29 protein-coding genes are annotated in these 26731 nt (G+C 68.0%); 16 read left to right on the top strand and 13 right to left on the bottom strand.

All coding sequences use genetic code 11. The features are described from left to right. The first annotated feature begins 46 nt into the window (after positions 1-46). A complete protein-coding gene (gene truA / locus RX333_RS13540; protein WP_316015482.1) occupies positions 47-835 on the top strand; it encodes a tRNA pseudouridine(38-40) synthase TruA in 789 nt (262 codons plus the stop codon). On the opposite strand, the gene RX333_RS13535 is transcribed toward truA, so the two are convergent. The 3 genes from RX333_RS13535 to cobU all read right to left on the bottom strand — a co-directional run bounded on the left by RX333_RS13535 (position 823) and on the right by cobU (position 2842). Continuing rightward, entirely contained in the window at positions 823-1668 is an 846-nt protein-coding gene (locus RX333_RS13535; RefSeq protein WP_316015481.1) for a glutathione S-transferase, read from the bottom strand. The two genes, truA and RX333_RS13535, sit on opposite strands and share 13 nt — an antisense overlap. A 77-nt stretch (positions 1669-1745) precedes the next feature. After that, the gene (locus tag RX333_RS13530; protein ID WP_316015480.1) at positions 1746-2309 is read right to left on the bottom strand and encodes a histidine phosphatase family protein; all 564 of its coding nucleotides are present in this window, start codon (positions 2307-2309) and stop codon (positions 1746-1748) included. Continuing rightward, complete coding sequence (gene cobU, locus RX333_RS13525; RefSeq protein ID WP_316015479.1) at positions 2306-2842, bottom strand: bifunctional adenosylcobinamide kinase/adenosylcobinamide-phosphate guanylyltransferase; 537 nt, start codon at positions 2840-2842, stop codon at positions 2306-2308. The genes RX333_RS13530 and cobU overlap by 4 nt, the downstream gene beginning before the upstream one ends. A gap of 91 nt (positions 2843-2933) precedes the next feature. Between cobU and RX333_RS13520 the strand changes: the two genes are divergently transcribed. From RX333_RS13520 to RX333_RS13495, 6 genes are all read left to right on the top strand, one after another. Further along, entirely contained in the window at positions 2934-3812 is an 879-nt protein-coding gene (locus tag RX333_RS13520) for an RNA polymerase factor sigma-32 (RefSeq protein WP_316015478.1), read from the top strand. An 85-nt stretch (positions 3813-3897) separates the two neighbouring features. Then, on the top strand, positions 3898-4701 hold the full coding sequence (locus RX333_RS13515) for a ChaN family lipoprotein (protein WP_316015477.1): 804 nt from the start codon (positions 3898-3900) through the stop codon (positions 4699-4701). Positions 4702-4733: 32 nt separating this feature from the next. Beyond that, a complete protein-coding gene (gene coaBC / locus RX333_RS13510; protein WP_410056082.1) occupies positions 4734-5924 on the top strand; it encodes a bifunctional phosphopantothenoylcysteine decarboxylase/phosphopantothenate--cysteine ligase CoaBC in 1191 nt (396 codons plus the stop codon). Beyond that, on the top strand, positions 5921-6424 hold the full coding sequence (dut, locus tag RX333_RS13505; protein ID WP_316015475.1) for a dUTP diphosphatase: 504 nt from the start codon (positions 5921-5923) through the stop codon (positions 6422-6424). Before coaBC ends, dut begins: the two co-directional genes overlap by 4 nt. Then, positions 6421-7128 carry a GNAT family N-acetyltransferase gene (locus RX333_RS13500; RefSeq protein WP_316015474.1) on the top strand — a complete coding sequence of 236 codons (708 nt, stop codon included), beginning with the start codon at positions 6421-6423 and terminating at the stop codon, positions 7126-7128. Before dut ends, RX333_RS13500 begins: the two co-directional genes overlap by 4 nt. Next, positions 7125-7886, top strand: a complete 762-nt coding sequence (locus RX333_RS13495; protein WP_410056081.1) for a HesA/MoeB/ThiF family protein — start codon at positions 7125-7127, stop codon at positions 7884-7886. The genes RX333_RS13500 and RX333_RS13495 overlap by 4 nt, the downstream gene beginning before the upstream one ends. Before the next feature lie 78 nt (positions 7887-7964). On the opposite strand, the gene RX333_RS13490 is transcribed toward RX333_RS13495, so the two are convergent. After that, the gene (locus RX333_RS13490) at positions 7965-10457 is read right to left on the bottom strand and encodes an FAD-dependent oxidoreductase (RefSeq protein WP_316015473.1); all 2493 of its coding nucleotides are present in this window, start codon (positions 10455-10457) and stop codon (positions 7965-7967) included. A gap of 175 nt (positions 10458-10632) precedes the next feature. Between RX333_RS13490 and RX333_RS13485 the strand changes: the two genes are divergently transcribed. Continuing rightward, on the top strand, positions 10633-12624 hold the full coding sequence (locus RX333_RS13485; RefSeq protein WP_316015472.1) for a M3 family metallopeptidase: 1992 nt from the start codon (positions 10633-10635) through the stop codon (positions 12622-12624). Beyond that, positions 12621-13982 (top strand): MATE family efflux transporter, encoded by a 1362-nt coding sequence (locus tag RX333_RS13480; protein WP_316015471.1) that lies wholly within the window; start codon positions 12621-12623, stop codon positions 13980-13982. Before RX333_RS13485 ends, RX333_RS13480 begins: the two co-directional genes overlap by 4 nt. Here RX333_RS13480 and RX333_RS13475 read toward each other — a convergent pair whose 3' ends face one another. Beyond that, the gene (locus RX333_RS13475; protein WP_316015470.1) at positions 13983-14831 is read right to left on the bottom strand and encodes a glycosyltransferase family 2 protein; all 849 of its coding nucleotides are present in this window, start codon (positions 14829-14831) and stop codon (positions 13983-13985) included. It lies immediately after the preceding gene. 208 nt (positions 14832-15039) lie between these two features. Between RX333_RS13475 and RX333_RS13470 the strand changes: the two genes are divergently transcribed. Beyond that, positions 15040-15453, top strand: a complete 414-nt coding sequence (locus RX333_RS13470; protein ID WP_316015469.1) for a MucR family transcriptional regulator — start codon at positions 15040-15042, stop codon at positions 15451-15453. 91 nt (positions 15454-15544) lie between these two features. Next, positions 15545-16876 carry a tRNA (N6-isopentenyl adenosine(37)-C2)-methylthiotransferase MiaB gene (gene miaB, locus RX333_RS13465; protein WP_316015468.1) on the top strand — a complete coding sequence of 444 codons (1332 nt, stop codon included), beginning with the start codon at positions 15545-15547 and terminating at the stop codon, positions 16874-16876. Positions 16877-16879: 3 nt separating this feature from the next. Here the strand turns inward: miaB and RX333_RS13460 are convergent, their stop codons facing one another. Beyond that, a complete protein-coding gene (locus tag RX333_RS13460) occupies positions 16880-17326 on the bottom strand; it encodes an SH3 domain-containing protein (RefSeq protein ID WP_316015467.1) in 447 nt (148 codons plus the stop codon). A gap of 125 nt (positions 17327-17451) precedes the next feature. Here RX333_RS13460 and RX333_RS13455 point away from each other — a divergent pair, with 125 nt between their 5' ends. Genes RX333_RS13455 through RX333_RS13445 form a run of 3 tightly spaced genes read left to right on the top strand, consistent with a single transcriptional unit; the run spans position 17452 to position 19158 of the window. Continuing rightward, positions 17452-18438, top strand: coding sequence for a D-glycerate dehydrogenase (locus tag RX333_RS13455; protein WP_316015466.1), 987 nt, complete (start codon positions 17452-17454; stop codon positions 18436-18438). A gap of 22 nt (positions 18439-18460) precedes the next feature. Next, positions 18461-18976, top strand: coding sequence for a hypothetical protein (locus RX333_RS13450; protein WP_316015465.1), 516 nt, complete (start codon positions 18461-18463; stop codon positions 18974-18976). Then, entirely contained in the window at positions 18973-19158 is a 186-nt protein-coding gene (locus tag RX333_RS13445) for a hypothetical protein (RefSeq protein WP_316015464.1), read from the top strand. Before RX333_RS13450 ends, RX333_RS13445 begins: the two co-directional genes overlap by 4 nt. A gap of 51 nt (positions 19159-19209) precedes the next feature. Here RX333_RS13445 and RX333_RS13440 read toward each other — a convergent pair whose 3' ends face one another. The 4 genes from RX333_RS13440 to RX333_RS13425 form a co-directional block, all read right to left on the bottom strand. Beyond that, positions 19210-20169 carry a threonine/serine dehydratase gene (locus tag RX333_RS13440; RefSeq protein ID WP_316015463.1) on the bottom strand — a complete coding sequence of 320 codons (960 nt, stop codon included), beginning with the start codon at positions 20167-20169 and terminating at the stop codon, positions 19210-19212. Next, complete coding sequence (locus RX333_RS13435) at positions 20166-20996, bottom strand: alpha/beta hydrolase (RefSeq protein ID WP_316015462.1); 831 nt, start codon at positions 20994-20996, stop codon at positions 20166-20168. The genes RX333_RS13440 and RX333_RS13435 overlap by 4 nt, the downstream gene beginning before the upstream one ends. Continuing rightward, complete coding sequence (locus RX333_RS13430) at positions 20993-21673, bottom strand: haloacid dehalogenase type II (RefSeq protein ID WP_316015461.1); 681 nt, start codon at positions 21671-21673, stop codon at positions 20993-20995. The genes RX333_RS13435 and RX333_RS13430 overlap by 4 nt, the downstream gene beginning before the upstream one ends. Positions 21674-21756: 83 nt before the next feature. Then, positions 21757-22545, bottom strand: coding sequence for an enoyl-ACP reductase (locus tag RX333_RS13425; RefSeq protein WP_316015492.1), 789 nt, complete (start codon positions 22543-22545; stop codon positions 21757-21759). Between the two features lie 151 nt (positions 22546-22696). Between RX333_RS13425 and RX333_RS13420 the strand changes: the two genes are divergently transcribed. After that, a complete protein-coding gene (locus RX333_RS13420) occupies positions 22697-23197 on the top strand; it encodes a twin-arginine translocation signal domain-containing protein (protein ID WP_316015460.1) in 501 nt (166 codons plus the stop codon). Between the two features lies 1 nt (position 23198). Further along, a complete protein-coding gene (locus tag RX333_RS13415; RefSeq protein WP_316015459.1) occupies positions 23199-23771 on the top strand; it encodes a ferric reductase-like transmembrane domain-containing protein in 573 nt (190 codons plus the stop codon). Here RX333_RS13415 and fabB read toward each other — a convergent pair. From fabB to RX333_RS13400, 3 genes are all read right to left on the bottom strand, one after another. Then, positions 23768-24994 carry a beta-ketoacyl-ACP synthase I gene (gene fabB, locus RX333_RS13410; RefSeq protein ID WP_316015458.1) on the bottom strand — a complete coding sequence of 409 codons (1227 nt, stop codon included), beginning with the start codon at positions 24992-24994 and terminating at the stop codon, positions 23768-23770. The genes RX333_RS13415 and fabB overlap by 4 nt on opposite strands. A 37-nt stretch (positions 24995-25031) precedes the next feature. Continuing rightward, positions 25032-25541, bottom strand: a complete 510-nt coding sequence (fabA, locus tag RX333_RS13405) for a 3-hydroxyacyl-[acyl-carrier-protein] dehydratase FabA (protein WP_316015457.1) — start codon at positions 25539-25541, stop codon at positions 25032-25034. Between the two features lie 83 nt (positions 25542-25624). Further along, on the bottom strand, positions 25625-26677 hold the full coding sequence (locus tag RX333_RS13400) for a DUF5671 domain-containing protein (protein ID WP_316015456.1): 1053 nt from the start codon (positions 26675-26677) through the stop codon (positions 25625-25627). Positions 26678-26731: the final 54 nt, after the last annotated feature.

Here is a 26731-nt window from a genome sequence, read left to right as displayed (position 1 = left end):
ATTGCGAGCCTTGGCAAGGCGCACGCGGCGCGCTAGGCGGTGCGCCATGCCCCGCTATGCCCTCCTCATCGAATATCACGGCGCGCCCTTTTCCGGCTGGCAACGGCAGGAGAACGCGCCCTCCGTGCAGGGTGCGATCGAGGCGGCGCTGGCGAAGTTCGCGCGGGATGCCAGCGTCGTGACCGGCGCGGGGCGGACCGATGCGGGCGTCCACGCACGCGGGCAGGTAGGCCATGTCGATTTCGACACCGACTGGGATCCCTACCGCCTGCAACAGGCGATCAACCACCACCTGCGTCCGCAGCCCGTGGCGATCACCGCCGTGTCGCGCGTCGCGGACGACTGGCACGCGCGGTTCGGCGCGCTGTCGCGGCGTTACCTCTACCGCCTGCTGCCGCGCAAGAGCCCGGCGGCGCTCGACGAGGGGCTGGTCTGGCAGGTGCGCCAGAGCCTCGACCTCGCCGCCATGCAGGCCGGGGCCGACCGGATGCTGGGCCGGCACGACTTCACCACCTTCCGCTCGACCGAGTGCCAGGCGCAGAGCCCGGTCAAGACGCTCGACCGGCTCGACGTGGTGCGCGACGGCGCGGAGGTGCACCTGCATGTCGAGGCGCGGTCCTTCCTGCACAACCAGGTCCGCAGCTTCGCGGGTACACTCGAACGGGTCGGCGCGGGGATCTGGTCGCCCGAGGACGTGACCGCGGCGCTGGAGGCGCGCGACCGCACCCGCTGCGGGCCGGTCGCACCGCCGCAGGGTCTCTACCTGATGTCGGTCGAATATCCCGAGGATCTATTCGCGACCGTAGCCCTGCGGCCGGAAAGCTACGCGAGGTAGGGCGCGAGCTTCGGCCAGGCCCCCGGATCGGCGACGGACTTGTCGCGGCAGAACGGGTTGCAAAAGCCGATGATCCGCCCGTCGAATTCGCCCAGTGAATCCGCCTGGACGGGTTTGCCCGAATAGGGGCAGGTCTCGTTGACCGGCGTGCCGCCCTCCACCGCGCGGGCGGGCAGCCGCTCACCGGGCCAAGGCCGCGTGGGCAGGTCGAGGTCGTAGCCCGGCTGCACGTAATTCTCCGCCTGCCCCATCGCGCGCCACTGGCGGAATGGCAGATGGGCGAGGTGCCGCTCGGCATAGGCGCGCGCGGCGTCCGACACCGGCAGGTCGTAGGTCACGATCCGCGTCGCGACGGGCGCATAGAACACGTCCGCGATGGAGTAGTCGCCAAACAGCCAGCGCTCGGGCGCTCCCCACAACTCCTCGATCCGCGCGAGGTCGGCGCGGACCGCATCCGACGGCTGGAACCCTTCGTAGACATGGGCGAGGTTCATGGTGCAGTCGGCGCGCAGCGCGGTGAAGCCCGAATGCATCTCCGCCACAATCGCGCGCGCCCGTGCACGGTCGCCCGCACCGGCGGGCCACATGGCAGGGCTATCCTCGGCCAGCGTCTCGGCCATTGCCAGCGTGTCCCAGACGACCGTGTCGCCCTGCTTCATCTGCGGCACCAGCCTGCTGCCGGACCCCATGCCGCGCAGGGCTTCGGCAAGCTCGTCCGAATACATGCGGTGCTGCACCACCTCGACCGCGCGGTCGAACGCGGCGAAGAGCAGCCATCCGCGCAGAGACCAGCTCGAATAGGTGCGGTCGCCGATCAGCAGGGTCCAGGTCATCGTGTCATCCTCTCGTTTCGGCGGAGGATGGCCGAGAGAACCCGCGCACGTCCAATCAGCATTCGACACACAGGCGTTCAGAATTCGTGATTGACGCAAGCGACGGACCAGTCGGCGCCGCCATGCCAGCTTAGCCGGGTCAGCGAGAGCGGTGCGATGCGGAAGGACAGCGCGCTTTTCGCGGGCATCCCGGTCGCGTGGGCGAGGGCCGCGAGGATCACGCCCATATGGGCGACGGCCACTATCGGGCCGGGGCCGCGATGCTCGGCCACGACAGTGCGAACCCGTGCCGACAGCTCGTTCCAGCTTTCACCGCCGGGCGGCGCAACGTCGCCCGGTTCGTCCCAGAAGCGGCGGGCGAGATCGGCATCGACTGCCGGATCGTCGAAGGCGAGGTCCTCCCACCTACCGTAATCGAACTCGCGCAATCGCGGCTCCGGCACGGGATCGAGGCCCAGGGCCCGCGCCGTGGCCACCGCCCGTCGCAGGTCGGAGGACAGAACGGTCGCGCCCTGCGGAAGCGCCTTGGCCAGCCGTCCGATCCGCGCCGTGTCCGACAGGTCGGCGGCGATGTCCGTCTGCCCCACCATCCGGGCGGCATGGGTGGGGCCGTGGCGGACCCACCACCAATCGACCGTCACGCCCGACCCTCGATGCTGCCTTTCAACACCAGTGGCAGGCCCGCGGCCACGAAGACGACGGTGTCGCTGACGGCCGCGATCCGCTGGTTCAGCGTGCCTTGCGCATCGCGGAATCGCCTGCCCAGAAAATTTTCGGGAACCAATCCCATGCCCGTTTCGTTGGACACACAAATCAGGTGCGCACGGGACGCGCTCAGGGCTCTCACCAGGTCCTCCCCGGCCGCATCGGTATCAAGGTCCGCCAACAGAATGTTGGTCAACCACAGGGTCAGGCAATCGATGAGAACGACATCACCCGAATTGAAGCTGCCGACGATCTTCGCCAGATCGATCGGTTCCTCGATGGTTGTCCAATCCTCTCCACGCCGATCCACATGCGCCGCAATCCTCTGCCGCATCTCGTCATCGAATGGTTGAGCGGTCGCGACATAGCAGCGTCGTCCCGACGCGCTTCGCGCCAGACGCTCGGCGAATGCCGATTTGCCCGAGCGGGCGCCGCCGAGAATCAATTCGGTCTTTCTTAAGCTTTTCACCCGATCACCTCGTCACGGCCACTGCCGGGGCATCGGGGCGTTCTAACAATCGCGGGCCCGAACCCGCAATCGCAACAGTGGGAGTATGAACATGGCAATCGACGACTCGATCGCGCGGTCCGTTACCCGGCAGGCCATGGGGGCCGAAATGCTGGACGCAGAAACGGAACTCATGTTGGCACGCGCCTGGCGGGACGAGGGCTGCGAACGCTCGTTGCACCGCCTGGTCAACGCCTACATGCGGCTCGCCGTGTCCATGGCGTCCAAGTATCGCCGCTATGGCGCCTCCATGCCCGACCTGATCCAGGAGGCCGGCGTCGGCCTGATGAAGGCGGCCGAGAAGTTCGACCCCGACCGCGGCGTGCGCTTCTCCACCTATGCCGTCTGGTGGATCAAGGCGTCGATCCAGGATTACGTGATGCGCAACTGGTCGATGGTGCGCACCGGTTCCACCTCCAGCCAGAAGGCGCTGTTCTTCAACCTGCGCCGCGTGAAGGCGAAGCTGGAGCGGGAGGCCGCATCGGGCGACGAGGTGTCCAGCCACCAGATGCGCGAAATGATCGCGACCGAGGTCGGCGTCCCCCTGCGCGACGTGGAGATGATGGAGGCGCGGCTCTCCGGCTCCGACTTCTCGCTCAACGCCCAGCAGGCCGGTGACGAGGGCCGCGAATGGGTCGAGGCGCTGGAGGATGACGGCCCCCGCGCGGAGGAGACGGTCAGCAACGACGTCGACCTGATCCGCGTGCGCGGCTGGATTTCCGAGGCGATGGTCGCCCTGACCGAGCGGGAGCGGATGATCGTGATCGAGCGCAAGATGCGCGACGATCCCCGCACGCTCGAATCGCTCGGGACCGAGCTTGGCCTGTCCAAGGAGCGGATCCGCCAGCTCGAGGCGCAGGCGCTCAAGAAACTGCGCAAGCGGCTCGAGGCCAATAACGGCGCGACGGCGGAAATGCTTGCCCTTGCCTGACCCTGCCGATTGACGCGATGATGCGACGCCCGGACCCGAGCGGTCCGGGCGTTTCGCATTTTCACGACCGGGGACCCCGACCGACATGCCGCTTCGCCTCGCCTGCCTCTGCCTCGCCCTGTTGACCGCCTGCGCCGCCGAACCGGCCCGCGATTTTCGCGCCGAGGCGGATTTCGTCATCGTCGGCGAGGTGCACGGCGTGCCGGAGCATCACGCGACACAGGCCCGGATCGCGGCGGAGATGCAGCCGGCGGCGATCGTCTTCGAGCAGATCGACAGCGCCGACACCGCGCTCGTGAACGGGCTGCTGGCAAATGGCGCGGACGCGGCGACCATCGCCGACCGCCTGGCCTGGGACGAGACCGGCTGGCCGGATTTCGCGCTCTACCACCAGATCATGCTGGCCGCGCCCGACGCGCTGATCGTCGGCGGCGGGGCATCGCGCGCGGATGTGCGCCGGGCCCGGCAGGAAGGCGCCGCCGCGGCCTTCGGCGCCAACGCGGCGCGCTACGGGCTCGACAGCCCGCTTCCCGCCCCCGAACGGGCGATCCGCGAGCAGTTGCAGATCGACGTGCATTGCGGCGCGATTCCCGCGCGGCTCGCCTCCGGCTTCGTCGAGGCACAGCGCTTCCGCGATGCCCGCCTGGCCGAGGCGGTGCTGCTCGCGTGGGAGCGGACGGACAACCGGCGCGTCCTGCTCGTCACCGGCAACGGCCATGCCCGCGTCGATTACGGCGTCCCCGCCCTGCTCGATATCGCGACGCCCGCGCTGCGCAGCTACTCCATCGGCCAGGTCGGAGAAGGCGACAGCACCCCGTTCAACGAGGTCATCGTCACACCGCTGCCCGCGGGCAGCGACCCGTGCGACGGCTTGAACCCGGTCGGCTGACGGCGTAGCTGCCGAGAGGCAAGAAGGGGCAGATGATGCAGAAACGCATTCTCCTGATCGTCGCGGGGGGCATCGCGGCCTACAAGAGCCTCGAACTCGTCCGCCTGCTGCGCGGCGCCGGTTTCGCCGTGACGCCCGTGATGACCCGCGCGGCCGAGGAGTTCGTGACGCCGCTCAGCCTGTCGGCCTTGGCGGGCGAGGCCGTGCATCGCGACCTGTTCGACCTGACGGCCGAGGCAGAGATGGGGCATATCCAGCTCTCCCGCTCCGCCGATCTGCTGGTGGTCGCGCCCGCGACCGCGAACATCATGGCGTCGATGGCCCAGGGACAATGCGACGACCTTGCCACGACGCTGCTGCTGGCCACAGATACGCCGGTGATGATCGCGCCCGCGATGAACGTGCGGATGTGGCAGCACGCCGCGACGCAGCGCAACCTCGCCACCTTGCGCGGCGACGGCATCGCGGTGGTCGGCCCGGACGAGGGCGACATGGCCTGCGGCGAGTACGGCCCCGGCCGCCTGGCGGAGCCTGCCGCGATCCTCGACGCGATCCGCGCGCGGCTGACCGAGGGGCCGCTGACCGGCAAGCGCATCCTCGTCACCTCCGGCCCCACGCATGAGCCGATCGACCCGGTGCGCTACATCGCCAACCGCTCCTCCGGCGCGCAGGGCACGGCGATCGCCGAGGCGCTGCGCGATCTGGGGGCGAACATCGTCTTCGTGACCGGCCCCGCGGATGCGCCGCGCCCCGACGGGGTGGAGGTGGTGGAGGTCGAGACCGCCCGCCAGATGCACGACGCGGTGACCGCCGCGCTGCCCGCCGATGCGGGCGTGTTCTGCGCCGCCGTCGCCGACTGGCGGATGCGCGATGCGGGTGCGTCGAAGATCAAGAAGGACGGCTCCGGCACGATTCCGGCCCTCGATCTGGTCGAGAACCCCGACATACTTGCGTCGGTCGCGCAGGGCGAGCACCGCCCCGCGCTCGTCGTCGGCTTCGCCGCCGAGACGGATGACGTCGTCGCTCACGCCGAGGCCAAGCGCGCGCGCAAGGGATGCGACTGGATCGTCGCCAACGACGTGCGGCCCGAGACCGGCATCATGGGCGGCAGCGACAACGCCGTCACCCTCGTCACGGCGGAGGGCGCCGAGCCCTGGCCGCGCCTCAGCAAGGTCGAGACCGCCCGCCGCCTCGCCGCCCGCATCGCGGAGGAACTCGCATGACCGGCCTGCGCCTCGCCGTTCCCGATCAGGAGATCCGCGTCCGTCGCGCCGACGGCTCGGATACCGAGCTCGCCCTGCCGAGCTACGCGACCGCCGGGGCTGCCGGCATGGATCTCGTCGCCAATTTCGGCGCGACCCGCCGCAGCCGGGGCGTCACGCTGATGCCGGGGGGGCGCGCGCTGATCCCCACGGGCCTGATGATGGAGATCCCGCGCGGCTTCGAGATGCAGATCCGCCCCCGCTCCGGCCTCGCGCTGCGCCACGGCGTGACCGTCGCCAATGCGCCCGGTACCGTGGACAGCGACTATCGCGGGGAGGTCGGCGTGATCCTGATCAATCTGGGTCACGAGATGTTCGAGGTCGCGCATGGCGACCGGATCGCGCAGGCCGTGCTGGCCTCGGTCACGCAAGTGCGTTGGACCGAGACCGGCACGCTGGAGCCGACGGATCGCGGCGAGGGCGGCTTCGGCTCGACGGGGCGGTCGGGTCCGAAGCTGTGACCGGGCCGCTCGGCACGCTGGCAGCAGGCGGGCTGGCCAGCCTCATGCTCATCGCGGCGCTGGCTTACGCCTTCGCCCGCGTGCTCGACCGGCCACACCGCCGCGCGCTGGCGCTTGCCGGGCTGGTGAGCGTCGCCGCCGCCGGGCTGCTCCTGTTCGATGCGGGATTCCGGCAGGCGCTCGCCGCGAACCTTCAGGCCGTGGCGGTGCTCGCCCTGATCGTCCTGCCCTTCGCGGGCTACGCGCTGTTCCTGCGCCGCATCCGCCGCGCGCGGGCGCCGGGGGCCGCGCAAACCCCTGCCGGCCTGCGTCTGATCGAGGCCGACGACGCCCTGCATACGGAGATGCGGGCCGCCCTGATGGCGGAGGACCATGCGACGCCCGGATTCCGGCGGGAGGCCTTCTCGGTCGCGTGGAAGGACGAGGCCGGATCGGTGCTGGGGGCCGTGCGGTGCATCATCCTCCACGACGTCGCGGAGTTGAAATCCCTCTACGTGCATCCCGAGGCGCGCAGCCGCGGCATCGGGCGCGACCTGATCGAGGGCGCGCTGACCGAATGTCGCGCGCGCGGCGCACGGCGCGCGATCCTCGACACGTTCACCTGGCGAGAGGTGCAGCCGCTCTACGAAGAGCTCGGCTTCGAGGTCGTGCGCAGCGTGCCCTATGACCGTGAGGCGCGTCTCTTTATGGAGAAACCATTGTGAGCCCCGAAGAGCTGCAACGCTATGCCCGCCACATCGTCCTGCGCGAGATCGGCGGACCGGGCCAGCAGAAGCTCCGCGCCGCGCGGGTGCTGCTGGTCGGCGCGGGCGGGCTGGGCGCGCCTGCCGCGATGTATCTCGCCGCCGCAGGCGTCGGCACGCTCGGGATCGTGGATGACGACGTGGTGTCGCTGTCCAACCTGCAACGGCAGGTGATCCACGACACGGGCGCAGTCGGCACGCCCAAGGTCGTCAGCGCCGCGCGGAGCCTGGCGCGGCTCAACCCGCATGTCGCGGTCGAGGGGCACGAGACCCGGCTGGACGACGCGACGGGCGCGGAGCTGATCGACGCCTATGACCTCGTGCTCGACGGCTCGGACAATTTTGAGACGCGGCATCTGGTCAATCGCCTCTGCGTCGCGGCGGGCCGCCCGCTGATCTCCGCGGCGATGACGCAATGGGAAGGGCAGATTTCCCTCTATCACCCCGCCTCCGGCGCGCCCTGCTATGCCTGCGTGTTTCCGGACGTGCCCGCGCAGGGCCTCGCGCCAAGCTGTGCCGAGGCCGGGATCGTCGGCGCGCTGGGCGGTATCATGGGCGCGATGATGGCGATGGAGGCGATCAAGCACCTGACCGGCGCGGGCCGCACCCTGGCCGGGCGGTTGGTGCTGCACGACGCGCTGGATGCCGAGACGCGCCGCGTGAAGATAAGCCGCCGGGACGATTGTTCGGTCTGCGGCGAAGGGGCGCTGCCCCTCTGACCCGTGCCGGGTCATTCACCCCGGGATATTTGCCCCGAAGCAGAAGAGGGGGCCGCGCGGATGGCGGCCCCCGATCGTTCAGCCGTTGGCGCGGATGGTCTCGTTCTTCGGATCGTAGGGGCTGTCCTCGACGACCTCCGCGTCCCACAGCTCCTTGAACATGCGCACCTTGAGCTTCGTGCCGACCTCGGCCAGCTCCGGCTTCACGTAGCCGATGCCGATGGACTTGCCGAAATGGACCGAGTAGCCGCCCGAGGTCAGGCGCCCGACGACCTCGTCGCCCGACAGCACGGCCTCGCGGCCCCAGGGATCGGCATCCTCCGGCCCGTCGATCAGCACGGTCACGCATTTCGCGCGGATGCCGGTGTCGAGCATGGCCTGCTTGCCGATATAGTCCTTGTCCATGTCGACGAAGCGGTCGAGCCCGGCTTCCAGCGGGGTCGCGTCGCGCCCGAGGTCGGAGCCGAAGGCGCGGTAGCTCTTCTCCTGCCGCAGCCAGTTCTGGGCGCGCGCGCCGCAGAGCTTCAGCCCGTATTCGGCGCCCGCCTCCATGATCTTGTCGAAGAGGTGGTTCTGCATCTCGATCGGGTGGTGCAGCTCCCATCCCAGCTCGCCGGTATAGGCCACGCGGATCGCCAGCGTCGGCACCATGCCGAGATCGATCTTGCGCGCGCTGAGCCAGGGGAACGCCTTGTTGACCAGCTCCGCCGCGGGATCCGCCGCCACGATCAGCTTCTTGAGGATGTCGCGCGCGCGCGGCCCGGCGAGCGCGAAGACGCCGTATTGCGTGGTGACGTCCTGCACCTCGATCCAGCCCAGCTCGTCGCGCATCGCGGCGGCCTGCTTGACCAGATAGTCGTGGTCGTAGCCCTGCGCCGCACCGGCGGTGACGCAGTAATACTCGTCCTCCGCCAGCCGCACGATGGTCAGCTCGGTGCGCACCGTGCCCTTCACGCTCAGCGCGTAGGTCAGGTTGATGCGGCCCACCTTGGGCAGCTTGTTGCAGGTCAGCCGGTCGAGGAAGGCGGTCGCGCCCGGTCCCTTCACCATGTGCTTGGTGAAGGCGGTGGCGTCGAACATGCCGACGCTCTCGCGCACCGCCTGCGCCTCGGCCTTGGCGAACTGCCACCAGCCGCCCCGGCGGAAGCTGCGCGCCTCGTGATCGTCGAAATCGGGATGGTCGGCGAAGTAGTTGGGCCGCTCCCACCCGTTGACGCAGCCGAACTGCGCGCCCGCCTCCTTCATCCGGTCGTAGCAGGGCGCGGTGCGCAGCGGGCGCGCGGCGGGCCGCTCCTCGTCGGGATGGTGGAGGATGTAGACGTGCTCGTAGGCTTCCTCGTTCTTCTTTGTCGCGTATTCGCGGTTCACCCAGCCGCCGAACCGGCGCGGGTCGAGCGACCACATGTCGATCTCCGCCTCGCCCTCGGTGATGAGCTGGCTGAGGTAGTGACCCGCGCCGCCCGCCGCGGTGATGCCGAAGCTGAAGCCTTCCGCGAACCAGAAATTGTCGACGCCCGGCGCCGGGCCGATCAGCGGGTTGCCATCGGGCGTGTAGCAGATCGGGCCGTTGAAATCGTCTTTCAGGCCGCAATCCTCGGAGGACGGGATGCGGTGGATCATCGACATGTATTCTTCCTCGATCCGTTCCAGATCGAGGGGCAGCAGGTCGGCGCGGAAGCTGTCGGGCACGCCGAACTTGGCCCAGACGGGCGCATTGCGCTCATAGGGGCCGAGGATCCAGCCGCCGCGTTCCTCGCGCACGTACCACTTGGCGTCGGCATCGCGCAGGACGGGATGCTCGCCATTGGTCTTGCGCCACTCCTGCAGGGCGGGATCGGGCTCGGTCACGATGTACTGGTGCTCGACCGGGATCGCGGGGATGTAGCAGCCGATCATCGCGGCGGTGCGCTGCGCATGGTTGCCGGTGGCGGTGATCACATGCTCGCAGGTGATGTCGAAATGCTCTTCGCCGCCGATCAGGTTGCCGCCCTTCTCGACCATGCGGCGGCAGTGCACGACCCATTCGTCGCCGCGGCGGGTGAAGCCGTCGACCTGCACCTTGCGGATGATCTCCACCCCGCGCTGGCGGGCGCCCTTGGCCATCGCCTGCGTCACGTCCGCGGGGTTGATGTAGCCGTCGGTCGGGTGGAAGATCGCGCCTTCCAGATCCTCGGTCCGCACCAGCGGATAGCGGTCCTTGATCTGCGCCGGGGTCAGCCACTCGAACGGCACGCCGACCGATTCCGCCGTGGTGGCGTAGGTCATGTACTCGTCCATCCGGGCCTTGGACTGCGCCATGCGCAGGTTGCCCACGACCGAGAAGCCCGCGTTGAGGCCCGTCTCCTTCTCAAGCGTCTTGTAGAACTTGATGGAGTAGTCGTGGATCCACGTCGTCGCGTAGGACATGTTGAAATAGGGCAGCAGACCCGCCGCGTGCCAGGTGGAGCCGGCCGTCAGCTCGTCCCGTTCCAGCAGGAGCGTGTCGGTCCAGCCCGCCTTGGCCATGTGATAGGCGATCGACGCCCCGACCGCTCCGCCCCCGACGACGACTGCGCGTGCATGTGTTCTCATCCCGACCGTTCCCGTAGCTCGAACCAGACCTGATCCCGTTCTAGCCGCCTGCCCCGTGGCTCTCCATGATGGTGCGACAGGTGATGGGGCGTTTCCGACCTGTCATCTCGCCGCAGCCCTTGCCCAATCGGGCAGGGCGTCCAGATTGCAGTGGGAACCGCATCCAGGGGGCCAGATGTCCGACAATCCGCTGCTCGCCGAATGGACGTCCCCGCACGGCCTGCCACCCTTCGATAGGATCGAGACCGACCATTTCGCGCCCGCATTCGACGTCGCGCTGGACGAGGCGCGGGCGATCAACGCCAGGATCGCCGCCAATGCCGAGGAGCCGAGCTTCGCCAACACCATCGCGCAGATGGAGTTCGGGGGCGTGCTGCTCGACCGGGTGGCGTCGGTCTTCTTCCACTTCGCCGGAACCGACGCGACGCCCCAGATCGAGGCGCTGATGCGCGACCTCTCGCCGCGCCTCGCGGCCTTCTCGTCCGAGACCTTGCAGGATCAGGCCCTGTTCGGACGGGTCGACCGGCTGTGGCAGCAACGCGACCGCTTCGACCTCGCGCCGGAGGAGGCGCGGGTGCTGGAGCTCTACCACCGCATGTTCGTCCGCGCGGGTGCCGCGCTGGAGGAGGCGGAGCGCACCCGTCTCGCCGCCATCATGCAGCGGCTGGCTGAGCTCGGCACCGCCTTCACGCAGAACCTGTTGGCGGACGAGCGGGAGTGGGCCGCAGACCTGACCGAGGACGACCTCGCCGGTCTGCCCGAGGATCTGCGCCGCGCCATGCGGACCAAGGACGGCTGGCAGCTGACGCTCGCCCGCTCCATCGTTGTGCCCTTCCTGGAAAGCTCCACCCGCCGCGATCTGCGGGAGATGGCCTGGCGCGCCTGGACCTCGCGCGGGGCCAATGGCGGCGACAGCGACAACCGCGCCATCGCAGCGGAGATCCTGTCGCTGCGCCACGAGCGCGCGCAGCTTCTGGGCTTCGACGATTTCGCGTCCTTCAAGCTCGCGACCGAGATGGCCAAGACGCCGGACGCCGTGCGTGACCTGCTGATGCAGGTGTGGAAGCCCGCCAAGGCGAAGGCCGAGGCGGAGGCGGACGATCTGCGTGCCCTGATCGCCGAGGCGGGCCACAACCACCCGCTCGAAGGCTGGGACTGGCGCTTCTACGCCGAACGCCAGCGCGCGCGGGAGCATGATTTCGACGCTGCGGCGCTGAAGCCCTATTTCACGCTCGACGGCATGATCGCCGCCGCCTTCGAGGTGGCCGATCGGCTGTTCGGGCTGTCGTTCCGCCCGATCGACGCGCCCGCGCCGCATCCCGATGCCCGTTGGTGGGAGGTGATGAAGGGCGAGCGCCAGATGGGCGTGTTTCTCGGCGACTATTTCGCCCGTCCGGGCAAGCGCTCCGGCGCATGGTGCTCCCGCCTGCGCGCGCAGGCCGGGCACGTCCGCCCCGTCGTCACCAATGTCTGCAACTTCGCCAAGGGCGACCCGGCGCTGCTGACCTTCGACGATGCGCGCACCCTGTTCCATGAGTTCGGCCACGCGTTGCACCATCTGCTGAGCGAGGCGACCTACCCGATGGTCTCGGGCACCTCCGTCGCACGCGACTTCGTGGAATTGCCCAGCCAGCTCTACGAACACTGGCTGTCCACCCCCGACATCCTGCGACGCCATGCCCGGCACTACGAGACGGGAGAGCCGATTCCGGCGGACATGCTCGACAAGCTGCTGGCCTCCGAGACCTTCGGTCAGGGCTTCTCGACCGTCGAATACGTGGCCTCCGCCCTCGTCGATCTCGATTTCCATACCGGCACGCCTCCCGCCGACCCGATGGAGGCGCAGGCCGCGACGCTCGCGCGCATCGGGATGCCCGACGCGATCCCCATGCGCCACGCGACGCCGCATTTCGCGCATATCTTCTCGGGCGACGGCTATTCCGCCGGGTACTACAGCTACATGTGGTCCGAGGTCATGGATGCCGACGCCTACGAGGCGTTCGAGGAAACCGGCGACGCCTTCGACGCCACGATGGCCGAGAAGCTCGCCACCCATGTCTATTCCGCAGGCGGCACGCGCCCGCCGGAAGATCTCTACACCGCCTTCCGGGGCCGGATGCCGGGACCGGAGGCGCTGCTGCGCGGCCGGGGCCTCACCGGGGCATGAGCGGCAAGGAACGCGACCTCACCACCGGCTCGGTCGCCGGGCACATGCGCGCGGTCGCGGTTCCCGCGGCGCTGCAACTGCTGTTCGTCACGCTCTACAACATCACCGACACCTTCTACGCGGGCCGCATCTCGACCGAGGCGCAGGCCGGGCTCGGCATCGGCTCGCAGCTCTATTTCCTGATCATCGCCACCGGCATCGGCTTTCGTATCGCCATGTCGGCCTTCGTTGGCAACGCGCTCGGCTCGGGCGACGGCGACGGGGCGGCGCGCGCCTCGGCGCAAGGCATCGGTGCAGCGATCGGCGTGACGGCGATCGCGATGGTCGCGGGCTACTGGGGCCTGCCCGCCCTGATCAACGCAGTCGCCGCGGATGGCGGCTATGCCGAGGCGGCGGCCACCTATTGCCGGATCATGCTGCTCGCCGCCCCCGGCTTCATCATCACCAACGCGATGACGGGATTGCTGAGCGCCCAGGGCGATACCGTCACGCAGGAACGCGGACAACTCGCCGCCACGGTGGTGAATGTCGGCCTGAACCCGCTGCTGATCTGGGGCATCCCCGGCCTCTGGGACGGGTTCGGCCTGAACGGAATCGCGGTCGCCACCGCGCTCGCGCAGACCGGGGTGATGGTCTATATCGGCATCAAGACCGCCCGCTCCGACGCGCTCGACGGGCTGAGCTGGTCGAACCTGCGCCCACGCCTCGACATGCAGATCCGCCTGTTCCGCCAGATCGTACCCGCCTGCGCCACGATCTACGTGACCGTGCTGGGCGGGGTCATCTGCCAGTACTTCCTGCGCGAGTTCGGCGAAGACGCGGTCGCGGCCTACGGAGTCGGCTTCCGCCTGCAACAGCTTTTGCTGCTACCGGTGATCGGGCTGACCACCGCGCTGCTGCCGATGACCGCGCAGAACCTCGGTGCGGACGAGCCCGACCGTATCCACAAGGCCTTGCGCCTGACTGGCATCGTCGCCCTCGGCGTCATGGTGGTCGGCGCGATCGTGATCTGGACGGCGGGTGAGCCGCTGGTCTCCCTGTTCAACTCGGACGAGGCGGTGATCGACTACGCCGTCGACTACCTGCGCATCCTGTCCGTCGCCCTGCCCTTCTTCGCGTTGATCTTCATCGCTCAGAACCTGCTTCAGGGGATGGAGAAGCCGGAATGGCCGCTCGCGATCGGCCTGTGGCGGCTGGGTCTGGGCCTGTTCCTGTTCTGCCTGCTCTTCGTCGAGGTGCTGGATCTCGGGGTCAACGGCATCTGGTTCGCGCTGGCGGCCGGTGCGGCGACGGGCGCGGCCTTCGCCACCTTCATCGCGGTGCGAAAGGCGCGCCAGACCTGCATCCTGAAAGGCTGATCAGAACCACTGCCCCGGCTCGATGATCCCCTCCTCCAGCAACTGTTCCGAATGCCAGCGGAACGGCAGCGACCGGCGCCACAGGAAGCTGTCGATCTCGAACATGGAGCCGGGATTGCGCTTGAGGCTCTTGGCCACGCGGAAGGACGCGACGGCGATGGTCGCATTGTGGTGCCACGGGCAGGAAACCGTGTTCATCTCCGGCTCGTTCAGCGTCAGATCGGGCGCGATCCGCAGACCTTCGGTCGCACGAAACAACGCGATCCGGTCGATGCGCCGCCGCTCCCACGGGACGAACTGCTCGAACCGCCATGCCAGCCCGCCGAAGACATCGAACTGACGGTCGAGCGCCTCTCCATCGCGGTAGCGGTCGAAGGCGTAATATCCCGATCCGTCGAAATACGCCGCGTCCAGCGACACGCCGTCGGGATACCGGTCGAGATCACCCGCATAGAGATCGACGACGTAGCTGAAGACGGCATCGCGCCGCTCTTCTTCCAGAAAGCCCGTGAAATCGCGGATACCGCGCGTTTCCATGAAGGGAAAATAGAGGAACTCCGCGTTGAAGCACCAATAGACCCAGCGCCCGGCGAAGCGGTCGATCAGCCTGTTGAGCAGGCCGACTGCAAAGTCCCGGTCGCCGATCTGCTCCTCGATATGGACGACCCCCTCGGCATCGCCTTCCAGCACCCCGCCGGGACCGATCACGAGGATGAGGCCGAACCCCAACCGCGCATGATGCTCCAACGTGCGCGCGATGGCGGTGCGATCCTCGGCGAGGATGATCGCGACCGGACCGCTGGACGGGTCCGGACTTCCAAGATAGGCATCGAGCGTCGGATAGGTCATCGCCTTCGTCTAGCCGATCACCGCCCCGGCGGGAAGCATCCCGTGATCTCGGTATTCTTGATCCATCAACTGCAAAAAAGCGTGTGAACTACGAAACCGTACTTGTCTTTCCCTTGAATGACTGCAATTTGCAGTCCATCGTTTATTAAGCCTGCGGCAATGGAAGGGACGCCATTAAGCAGGGTTTTTGGGAAAGGGGCAAAACAAGATGACCGAGACACCTATCGTGGACAAGTCGGAGCTGCTGGGCTTCGTATCGGATATCGTATCGTCGCATGTTTCGAACAATCCGGTCGCGATGAGCGAACTGCCCGGTTTGATCGAGAGCGTCTATACCAAGCTCAACGAGCTGTCGTCGGGCGAGGCCGAGCAGGAAGTCGAGCTCGTGCCGGCCGTGCCGATCAAGAAATCGGTCACCAATGACTACATCATTTGCCTGGAGGACGGGCGGAAGCTGAAGATGCTCAAGCGGCATCTCGCCACTGCCTATGACATGACGCCGGACGAGTATCGCGCGAAATGGGGCCTGCCGTCCGACTACCCGATGGTCGCCCCGGCCTATGCGCAGAAGCGTCAGGAACTGGCCAAGAAGATCGGCCTGGGCCGCAAGCCCAAGAAGTAAGCGGTGTTGCGGCGATCCGCGCCGCCCGTTAGATGACGGCGTGACCTTCCGGGGACGAAGGTCGCGCCGTTTTCGTTTCGAGGTATGTCCGATGTCCGCGCCCAGAAAGCTCTTCGTCAAGACCTATGGCTGTCAGATGAACGTCTATGACAGCGAACGGATGGCCGGTGCGCTCGGCCAGTCGGGCTATGAGCAGACCGACGACATGGGCGAGGCGGACATGATCCTCCTCAACACCTGCCACATCCGCGAGAAGGCGGCGGAGAAGGTCTATTCCGAGCTGGGCCGCCTGCGCCCGCTCAAGGAGGCCAATCCCGACCTCAAGATCGGCGTCGCAGGCTGCGTCGCGCAGGCCGAGGGGGAGGAGATCATGCGCCGCCAGCCGCTGGTCGACCTCGTCGTCGGCCCGCAGGCCTATCACCGCCTTCCGGACATGGAGGCACGGGCGCGGCAGGGGGAAAAGGCGCTCGACACCGATTTTCCCGAGGAAGACAAGTTCGACCACCTGCCCGCCCCGCGCGGGCCGAAGGCGCGCCGCGCGCCGGCCGCCTTCCTCACCGTGCAGGAAGGCTGCGACAAGTTCTGCGCCTTCTGCGTCGTGCCCTATACGCGCGGGGCCGAGGTGTCCCGCCCCGCCGCCCGCCTGATGGCCGAGGCGCGCGACCTGGTCGAACGCGGCGTGCGCGAAATCACGCTCCTGGGCCAGAACGTCAACGCCTATCACGGCGCCGGGGACGGCGGCGACTGGACGCTCGCCCGGCTGGTCCGCGAGCTTGCCAAGGTCGATGGGCTGGAGCGGATCCGCTACACCACCTCGCACCCCAACGACATGAGTGACGACCTGATCGCCGCGCATGGCGAGATCGACAAGCTGATGCCCTACCTGCACCTGCCCGTCCAATCCGGCTCGGACGCGGTGCTCAAGGGCATGAACCGTCGCCACACGGCGGAGCAATACCTGCGCCTGATCGAGCGCATCCGCGCCGCCCGCCCCGACATCGCCATGTCCGGCGACTTCATCGTCGGCTTTCCGGGCGAGAGCGAGGCGAATTTCGCCGACACGCTCGCGCTCTGCGAGGAGGTTCGCTACGCCTCCGCCTTCTCGTTCAAGTATTCCCCCCGCCCCGGCACCCCGGCGGCCGGGCGCGACTTCGTGGACGACGCCACCGCCTCCGACCGGTTGGCGCGGCTGCAATCCCTGCTGACCCGTCATCAGCGCGAATTCCAGGAAGCGCAGGTCGGCCGCCGCATGTCCGTGCTGGTCGAAAAACCGGGGCGCGAGGCCGGTCAGCTCGTGGGCAAGTCGCCCTGGCTGCACGCCGTGCATCTCGACGCGCCCGCGGACAGCATCGGGCAGGTCGTCGATGTGGAGATCGTCGCCTCCAACCCCAACTCGCTGGCCGCGCGGCGCATCGGCGCCTGAGCCTCACAGGTCGCGATCGGTCCCCCAGATCGCGTCCTCGCGCACCCAGCCTTCGTGCCCGGACGCCTCGATCCGGCACCAGCCGCCCGTGCATTCGCCCAGCCGCGCGACGACACCCGCCTCGGCCATCGCGGCGATGGGCGCGCCCTCGACAGGCTCGCTCAGCATCTCCGCCGTAGCGCCCTCGACGATCACCGTGCGCACGCCGGACAACAGCGCGAAATGCACCCAGCCGCCCATGCCGTCGCGGTCGCGCACATTGCGCCAGTTCTCGTATTCCGCCACCACCCGCAGCGGCATCGAGCGCCGGACGAACCGCCAGTCGATGCGATAGCTCGTCCCCGGCCCGCGCCGGATGTTCGCCTGCCCCGCCTTCAGGCTGACGAAGCGCGGCAGCGGCAGCCCCGTGACCTGCCCCACCTCCTGCCCCATCGCGGGACGCGCGAACATGGCCCCCAGTCCAAGGCAGACAACACGTCGGGTCACAGGCATCGGGCGGCATTTCCGGGTTCAGTTCGTCTGCCCCGGACCATAAGGTCGACCGGCAGGGAAATCACGTCGAAAGGACCATCGCCATGCCCGGATCGAGACTGAAGGTCGCCGTCACGCGCCGCCTGCCCGAACCGGTGGAGACGCGACTGGCCGAACTTTTCGACGTCGAGCTCAGCGACAGCGACCTGCCGCTGGACCGCGAGGCGCTGGCGCGGATGATGTCGGAGGCCGACGTGCTGGTCCCGACCCTCGGCGACAAGGTCGATGCGAGCCTTCTGGCCGGGTCGGGCGATCGGTTGAAACTGATCGCCAATTACGGCGCGGGCGTCGACCATATCGATGTCGAGACCGCCCGCAGGCGCGGGATCACCGTGTCCAACACGCCCGGCGTGCTGACCGACGACACCGCCGACATGACGATGGCCCTGATCCTCGGCGTGTCGCGCAGGCTCAAGGAGGGCGTCACCCTGATGCAGTCGGGCGATTGGCAGGGGTGGAGCCCGATGGCCCTGATGGGTCACCGCATCGGCGGCAAGCGGCTCGGCATCCTCGGCATGGGCCGGATCGGTCAGGCGCTCGCCCGCCGCGCCACGGCCTTCGGCATGTCCGTCCACTACCACAACCGCCGCCGCCTGCGCCCCGAGACCGAGGAGGAGCTGGGCGTCCGCTGGTGGGAAAGCCTCGACCAGATGCTCGCCCGCGTCGACGTCCTCTCGATTAACGCGCCGCACACGCCCGCCACCTTCCACCTGATCAACTCGCGGCGGCTGAAGCTGATGAAGCCCAGCGCCTTCATCGTGAACACCTCGCGCGGCGAAGTGATCGACGAGAACGCCCTGACCCGCGCCCTGCGCGGCGGTGAACTGGCCGGCGCAGCACTCGACGTGTTCGAGCACGGGGCCAGCGTGAACCCCCGCCTGCGCGACCTGCCGAACGTCCTGCTGCTGCCGCATATGGGTTCCGCCACCGTGGAGGGGCGCACCGAGATGGGCGAGAAGGTGATCCTCAACATCAAGACCTTCGCCGACGGCCACCGCCCACCCGATCTGGTGGTGCCGTCGATGCTGTAGTTATGGTGCGAAAAAAAGGAGTATGAAATTGACTTATCGCTCGTTCGTGAATGAGGGATCACCGGTCCGAGTTGACTTTCTATCTGAAGAATCAACCCACTCCGCCAGTGTTTTGTTGGGATGCCGGGGATCTGAATTTTATTTTTGTGAGGTTAGTATTTCTCCCACGCCAGGATTTGACCCGGATACATACACGCTGACTTTTGTCATCACATGTCTCGACGAGGAACGGGCGGATGCGGATGCGGAGCGCATTCTCGATAGCTATAGAGGGAGAAAACTCATCCCGCCGGGCGAGCGCGAAAAGGCGATCGCCATTTTTGGTATGTTAACAAATAACTTGTTAGACTCTCACCGCCCTAGGCGGGTAGAGATGTGCGCTTATGAGACGAATCTGCCTGATAAAGCGTTAGAGAAATACCATATTGTATGTGACGCTGCTCGCAGAGCAGGCTATGAAGCTGGTGCTGCTGATTCGTACCGCAAGCAGGCTATGTGGATCATGGTGCGTCGCAATGAACTTGAGGAGGCGACATGAAAGTCTTCAATCGTGACGAACAAATTGAGCTTATGGAAAATGCTCAGAGCCGCTTGAATGAACGGATCTCAGTGTGGAATCAAAACACTCGTGCAAATCAGATGTTGAGGGAACGCATCAAACATCTGGAATCAGACGATGAGCAGTACACTCATTCGGTTGAGAAGATTGCGTGCTGTTAACTTACAGTATATTGGGAGTGCCAGATAACGGCGCTCCCAATTTGGTTTACATCAAGCTAAACTTTTCAGAAAAATCTCTTTGTCGACATTGCCGCCCGTGACCACGCAGATCACCGCATCGCCGGTGATCTGATCGCCCCGGTGCAGCGCCGCCGCCAGCGCCGCGGCACCGCCCGGTTCCGCGACGATCTTCAGCCGCTGGAAGGCGTGACCGATCGCCGACAGGCACTCCGCATCGCTGACCTGCAACGGTGCGCCGCAATGGCGCGCCATCAGCGGGAAGGTCAGCTCGCCCGGCGCGGGCGTGATGATCGCGTCGCAGATCGAGCCGGTCAGTCGGTCGTTGCGCTCGATCCGCCCGGCGGCCAGCGAGCGGGCCACGTCGTCGAAGCCCTCGGGCTCCACCGGGCGCGCGGTCAGATCCGTCTCCGCCAGCGCGACCGCGATGCCGCCCGTCAGCCCGCCACCGCCGCAGCAGACCAGCACATCCGCGCGGCTCACGCCCAGGTCCGTGGCCTGCGCCGCGATCTCCAGCCCCGTGGTCCCCTGCCCGGCGATCACGTCCCTGTTGTCGAACGGCTTGATGAGGCTCAGCCCCCGCTCCTCGGCCAGCCGCGCACCGATCTCGTCACGGTCCTCCGTCTCCCGATCGTAGAGCACGACCTCCGCCCCCAGCGCCCGCGTATTGGCGATCTTCAGTCGCGGCGCATCCTCGGGCATCACGATCACCGCGGGCACCCCCGCCTCCCGCGCGGCGAAGGCGACGCCCTGCGCGTGGTTGCCCGAGCTGAAGGCGATGACTCCGCGCGCCCGATCCGCCTCCGGCAGTTGCGACAGGGCGAACCACGCCCCGCGCAGCTTGAACGAGCCGGTATGCTGCAGGCATTCCGCCTTCACCAGCACGCGCCGCCCGGCGATCTCGTCGAGGAAGGGGGAAGTCAGCATCGGTGTGCGTCGCGCCACGCCGTCGAGCACCGTCGCCGCCGCGTGGATCCGTTCGATTGTGCTCATGCCGTCACCGCGTCGAGCAGCCTGGCGAAGACGTCGAGGCTCTCCTCCTCGTCCAGGAACGGAACATGCCCCCGCCCCGGCACCGTGGCCGCGATCATGTCGGGCCGGGCCCCCTTCATCTTCTCGAAGGTCTCCGCACTCAGCAGATCGGAGTTCGCCCCGCGCAGCGCCGCCAGCGGCACGCCGTCCAGCGCCTCGAAGAACGGCCACAGGTCGGGGGCGGCACCGCCGGCCTCGACCGCGTCGCGCAAGGCCGGGTCATAGCGCAGGTGCAGCCCGTCGGGCCGCTCCTCGTACCAGCGCGCCGCCCAGACGCGCCACGCAGCCTCGTCCACGCCCGCGAAGCTCGGCCCGTAGAACCGCGCCAGCCCCCGCGCCGCCTGGTCGAGCGTCTTGGCCGCTGGCGTCCGGCCCAGATAGGTCATGATGTTGCCGAGCCCCTTCGCGTCGATCTCCGGCCCGATATCGTTGAGCAGCACGCCCGCCAGCCGCTCCTTCGCCATCGCGGCCAGCACCATCGCGATGATCCCCCCGCGCGAGGTGCCGACGATCACAACCTCATCGAGCCCTAGATGGTCGAGCAATTCGATCACGTCCCGTGATTCCACGGGCACCGTATAGTTCGCGACCGGATCGGGATCGTGGTCCGACGCCCCGCGCCCGCGCAGGTCCAGCCGGATCAATCGGCAGGGGCGCGGCAGGTTGCCTGCGAGCGGCGTGAAATCCTCCATGTTGCGCGTCAGGCCCGGAAGGCACAGCACCGGCACCCCCTCGCCCTGATCGTCATAGGCGAGGCTCAGCCCGTCCGAGGTGGTAAACCGTTTCATGTCGTGATCTCCGGTATCGTCGTGAGGTCGTCCAGTACCCGCTCCGGCGCGGCCCAGAGCCGGTCGAGCGGCGCGCCCGCGCGGTTGACCCAAGCCGTGCGGAATCCGTAGCCCGCGGCCCCGCACACGTCCCATCCGTTCGAGGACACGAACAGCACCTCCTCGCGCGCGCAGCCGAACCGCGCGCCGATCAGGTCGTAGACCCGGTCATGCGGCTTGAAGACGCCGACCTCCTCCACGCTCAGCAGCGCGTCGAGCAGCCCTCCGATCCCGGCAGAGCACACGGCCCCCTCCAGCATATCGGGCGAGCCATTGGACAGGATCGCCGTCGCGTGGCCTGCTTGCTTCAGCTGCTCCAGCATCGCGGGCACCTCCGGATAGGCGGCCAGTTCCCAGTAGAGCGCCAGCAGCCTTTCGCGCAGCGCGGGCTCGGCCAGCCCCGCCGCCTCCAGCGCCCAGTCGAGCCCGTCCTGCGTCACCTGCCAGAAATCGACATGCCGCCCCGCCACCGCGCGCAGCCAGGAATATTCCAGCTGCTTCGCGCGCCAGTCGGCGGCCAGCTTCGGCCAGCTCTCCGCCAGCTGCTCCTGCCCCGGCTCGCCCGCCGCGACGCGCGCCGCCGCGGCCACGTCGAACAGCGTGCCATAGGCATCGAACACATAGGTCGTGATCGTCATGTCCCCTCCCTTTCGCGCGTGAGCTTGCGCGCTGCGCGGCGGAGGGGCAACGCCCGGATCGTCACCGATACGATATGGCGGGCTTACAGGTTCTCCGGCTGCGCCATCGCCGTGACATGGAAGCCGCCATCGACGAACAGGCACTCGCCCGTGGTCGAACCGCCCATGTCGCTGAGCATGTAGAGCGCGGCCCCACCGACATGATCCAGCGTCGCGTTCGCGCGCAGCGGGCTGTTGGCCTCCGTGTTGCGATAGACCTTGCGCGCCCCGCCGATGGCCGCGCCCGCCAGCGTCCGCATCGGACCGGGCGACACCGCGTTGACCCGGATCCCGTCGGGGCCGAGGTCGTTGGCGAGGTAGCGCACCGTCGATTCCAGCGCCGCCTTCGCCACGCCCATAACGTTGTAGTTCGGCGTGACCCGCTGCGCGCCGAGATAGCTGAGCGTGATGATCGAGCCGCCCTGCTTCATCAGCGGCGCCGCCCGGCGGCTGACGTCGATCAGCGAATAGCAGGAGATGTCGAGCGAGTTGAGGAAGTTCGCACGGCTGGTGTTGATGAACCGCCCCGTCAGCTCGTCCTTGTTGGAATAGGCGATGGCGTGCACGACGAAATCGAGCGTGCCCCACTCCTCCTTGATCTGCGCGAAGGCCGCGTCCATCGACGCCTCGTCCGTCACGTCGCAATCGACGATCATGTCCGACCCGAGGCTCTGCGCCAGCGGCAGCACCCGCTTGCCGAACGCCTCGCCCTGATAGGTAAAGGCCATCTCGGCCCCATGCTCGGCCAAGGTCCTGGCGATACCCCAGGCGATGGACTTGTCGTTCGCGACACCCATGACGAGGCCCCGCTTTCCTTGCATCAACTGGGTCATCGGGGGCCTCTCGTCCGTCTCGGTCATTTCCGCTTTTGAACACGTTAACGCGAGCGGATCAATCTGCCACGGTTCTTTCGAAACCGATCGCGGCTATATTGCGACTGTCGCCGTTCGATCGGCTCATAGCGTGAACTGTTGGAGTATCCCCATGCCCCTGATCCGTCCGACCCGCCGCGGTTTTCTTGCAGGCTCGCTGGCCACGGGCGCGCTGCTCGGCATTCCCGCGCAGGCCCAGGGTCTCGCCCCCACGCCGACCATGCGCGGCGGGGCGAACAACTACCGTCCCGGCGCTCCGATCGTCGAGCGGATCGGCGGCGGCGGGTTTCGCATGACCGGCAGCGTCCGGCGCGCGGGCGACGGCGCGCCGCTGGCCGGTCGCCGCATCCAGATCTGGGCCCACACGACCGAGGGGCACGAGCGCGACCAGCGTTCCCACGGCGCGACGCTGACCGATGCGGACGGGCGCTTCGTCATGGACATGCCGCAGATCGTGCCAGCCTTCGGCCAGCCGCACGGGCATCTCGCCTATGATGCAGGCGAGGACGCGGCCTTCGGCGGTGGCGAGTTCGAGACCGTGTTCCTGCGTCCCGTCATGGCGAGCGCCTCCCAGTCCACGCTCGACGTCGAGTTCGTGCTCGTCCCGGTCTGAGATGAAGACGGCCGCCGTCTGGATCGGCCTCGCGGCGGTGCTGCTCGGTCCGCTCGTCGTCGCGGCGACCAGCCCGCTGCTGCAATGGCGCGGCCCCGCCTATGTCGTCGCGGGCTTCGCCGGGATCGCAGCAATGGCGCTGATGGTGCTACAACCGCTCGCGATCCGGGATCGACTGCCGGGACTGCGCCCGCTCACGTCCCGCCGCCTGCACCGCTGGACCGGCGCGGCCATCACCCTCGGCGTCCTGATCCATGTCGCGGGCCTCTGGATCACCAGCCCGCCCGACGTGATCGACGCGCTGACCTTCACCTCGCCCACGCCCTTCGCCCCGTGGGGCGTCGTGGCCATGTGGGCGATCCTGATCTCCGCCCTGCTGGCCGTGCTGCGTCTGCGCGGACACTTGCGCTGGCGCCGCTGGCGCGCGCTGCACGTCCCTCTGGCCCTGACCGCCGTCACCGGAACGGCGGTGCACGCGCTGCTGATCACCGGCACGATGGCGGTCTGGACGAAATGGGTTCTGGCGGCAGCCCTGCTGGCCGCCTGCCTCAGCCTCCTCAGGCCCCGCCCCTAGTCCTCGTAGCGGCTCAGCAGCATCGACCCGTTCGTGCCGCCGAAGCCGAAGGAATTGGTCATCACCGTCTCCAGCCCCGCATCCTCGACCAGTTCGGTCGCGATCTCGCGCGGCTCCAGTGCCGGGTCCAGCGTCTCGACATTGATCGAGGGCGCGATGAAGTCGTCTCGCAGCATCAGCAGGCAGTAGATCGCCTCCTGCACGCCGGTCGCGCCCTGGCTGTGACCCGTCATCGACTTGGTCGAGGACACGGGCGGCGTCGAACCCTGGCCGAAGACGCGGCGCACCGCCTCGATCTCGCCGACGTCGCCCACGGGGGTCGAGGTGCCGTGCGCGTTGATATAGCCGACCTTGCGCTCGCCCAGCGTCTCCAGCGCGATGCGCATCGCCCGCTCGCCACCCTCCCCCGAGGGGGCCACCATGTCCGCGCCGTCCGACGTCGCGCCGAACCCCGTGACCTCGGCATAGATCTTGGCACCCCGCGCCTTGGCGTGCTCCAGCTCCTCCAGCACGACCATGCCGCCGCCCCCCGCGATGACGAAGCCGTCGCGATCGGCGTCGAAGGCGCGCGAGGCCTTCTCGGGCGTGTCGTTGTACTTGGAGGACATCGCCCCCATCGCGTCGAACAGGCAGGACAGCGTCCAGTCCAGCTCCTCCCCGCCGCCGGCGAACATCACGTCCTGCTTGCCCCACTGGATCTGCTCCGCCGCGGCCCCGATGCAATGCAGCGAGGTCGAGCAGGCGGAGGTGATCGAGTAGTTGATCCCCTTGATCTTGAAGGCCGTGGACAGGTTCGCGCTGACGGTCGAGGACATGCCCCGCGGCACCATCAACGGCCCGATCCGCTTGGGGCTGCCCTTTTCCAGCACGATCTGGTGCGCCGCGAACAGGTTCTGCGTCGACGGCCCGCCCGAACCGGCGATCACGCCCGTGCGCGGATTGACGACGTCGCTCTCCTCCAGCCCCGCATCGGCGATAGCCTGCTGCATGGAGATATGCGCATAGGCCGCCCCCGGCCCCATGAAGCGCAGCGCCCGCTTGTCGATATGCTCGGCCACGTCGATCTTCGGCGCGCCCGAGACCTGGCTGCGAAAGCCGCGTTCGGCCATTTCCGCATCGGCGGCGATGCCCGACTTGCCGGCCTTCAGGCTGGCCGCGACCTCCTCGGCCGAATTTCCGATGGACGAGACGATGCCCAGCCCGGTTACGACGACGCGACGCATGGCGCTTCCCCCCTTGTTGGTTGCGTTCTGCCCGCGATCAGTCGTCGCTGAACAGGCCGACCTTCATGTCGGATGCGGTGTATATGGTCTCGCCATCCGCCTTCATCACCCCGTTGGCCATGCCGAGCTTCAGCTTGCGGTCGATGACGCGGGTGAAATCGATGTGGTAGGTGACCAGCTCGGTCTTGGGCGTCACCATGCCGGTGAACTTGACCTCCCCCACGCCCAGCGCGCGGCCGCGACCTTCCATGCCGCGCCAGCCGAGGTTGAAGCCCGTCAGCTGCCACATGGCGTCGAGCCCGAGGCAACCCGGCATCACCGGGTCGCCGATGAAGTGGCACTCGAAGAACCACAGGTCCGGCTTGATGTCGAACTCGGCCACGACGTGGCCCTTGCCGTGCTCGCCCCCGTCGGCGCTGATCTCGAGGATGCGGTCCATCATCAGCATGGGCGGCGCGGGCAGCTGCGGGTTGCCGGGGCCGAACATCTCGCCGCGCGCGCATTGCATCAGGCCGTCATAGTCGATGCTGGTGGGGCGATCGGTCATTGGCTGCTCTCCGAATAAGTCAGATCTGACATATATATCACGGCCGTCCTATCATCCACGGCAAGGTGGCTGCAATGGGCCGCTCAGCGGCTGTTGCCCGCGACGCAGCCCGATCCCGCGTCATAGACCCAGTTGGCCCCGCTCAACCGCCCGTCCACCTGCCGGTCGGCGAAATCGGCGCAGATGCGAAAGCGCGTGTCGTCCACCCGCTCGTAGCGATAGGGCTCCCCCGTCACCGGATCGCGCCAGTCGGGATCGATCACCAGGCTGCCCCGGCAATAGGCGGAGGCGCTCGACAGCGACAAGGTCTCGGGCAGGACCTCGTCGGTCGCGCGGCAGCGCAGCTGCTCGGCGATGCGTCCGATGTCGCGCAGCCGCTCCTCGTCCTGCGCCCCCGCACGGACCTGCGGCGGAGAGCCGAGCGCCATCACCGTCCAGGCGACCAGTCCGATCGTCGCGAGCGCCCCGATCCAGTGCAGCACGGGCTTCACACGCGCGGCATGGCCTGCCGTCAGGTCGTCGCGCGCCACCATGACGATGCCACCGGCCACCACGGCGACGGTCAGCGCCTTCAGCAGGAATTCCACCGTCGCATCCCCGCTCAGCAGCGCATAGATCGTCACGACCGCGTCGCCCGCCAGCACGATCGCCGCGATCAGGATCGTCAGGCCCAGCGCGCCGACCCGGACCGGCGAATCCCATTTATAGGGCGCCGCCCGCATCCGCCGGTCGAGCCACCGGGTCAGCACGCCGTAGAGCAGCGCGGCCACGATCAGCGTGGCGAGCCCCCAGCGCGCGCTGTCCGCCCGCCAGCCCTGCACCGTCTCGAACGGGTCGCGGAACATGACCTCCAGAAGCCCGTGCGTCAGCGACACGAGGTAGAACGCCGTCACCGCCATCGCGCCCAGCAGCAGCAGATAGGCCAGCAGGTCGAGGAACGAGAACCGCGCGCGGGGCCGCGGGATCGGCGGCAGGCCCTGTGCCCCGCCCTCCCGTTCCGCCCATCCGGCCAGCGCGCCCGCGATCTCCCGCTCCGGCCAGCCCGCGCGGGCCAGATCGGCCCGCATCTGGGCATGGCTCAAGCCCGCGCGCGCGCCCGCTTCGACATAGGTTTCGATCGGTCGATTCTCGGCCATTCTGTGGTCATTCCCCTGTCGTGAAGCGGCGTTACACTGGTATTTCACCGCATT

The sequence above is a fragment of the Roseobacter sp. HKCCA0434 genome (assembly GCF_032464675.1).
Lineage (GTDB): Bacteria > Pseudomonadota > Alphaproteobacteria > Rhodobacterales > Rhodobacteraceae > Pontivivens.
Note: the sequence above shows the minus strand (reverse complement) of the source record. Positions and strands in the feature narration are given on the sequence as shown.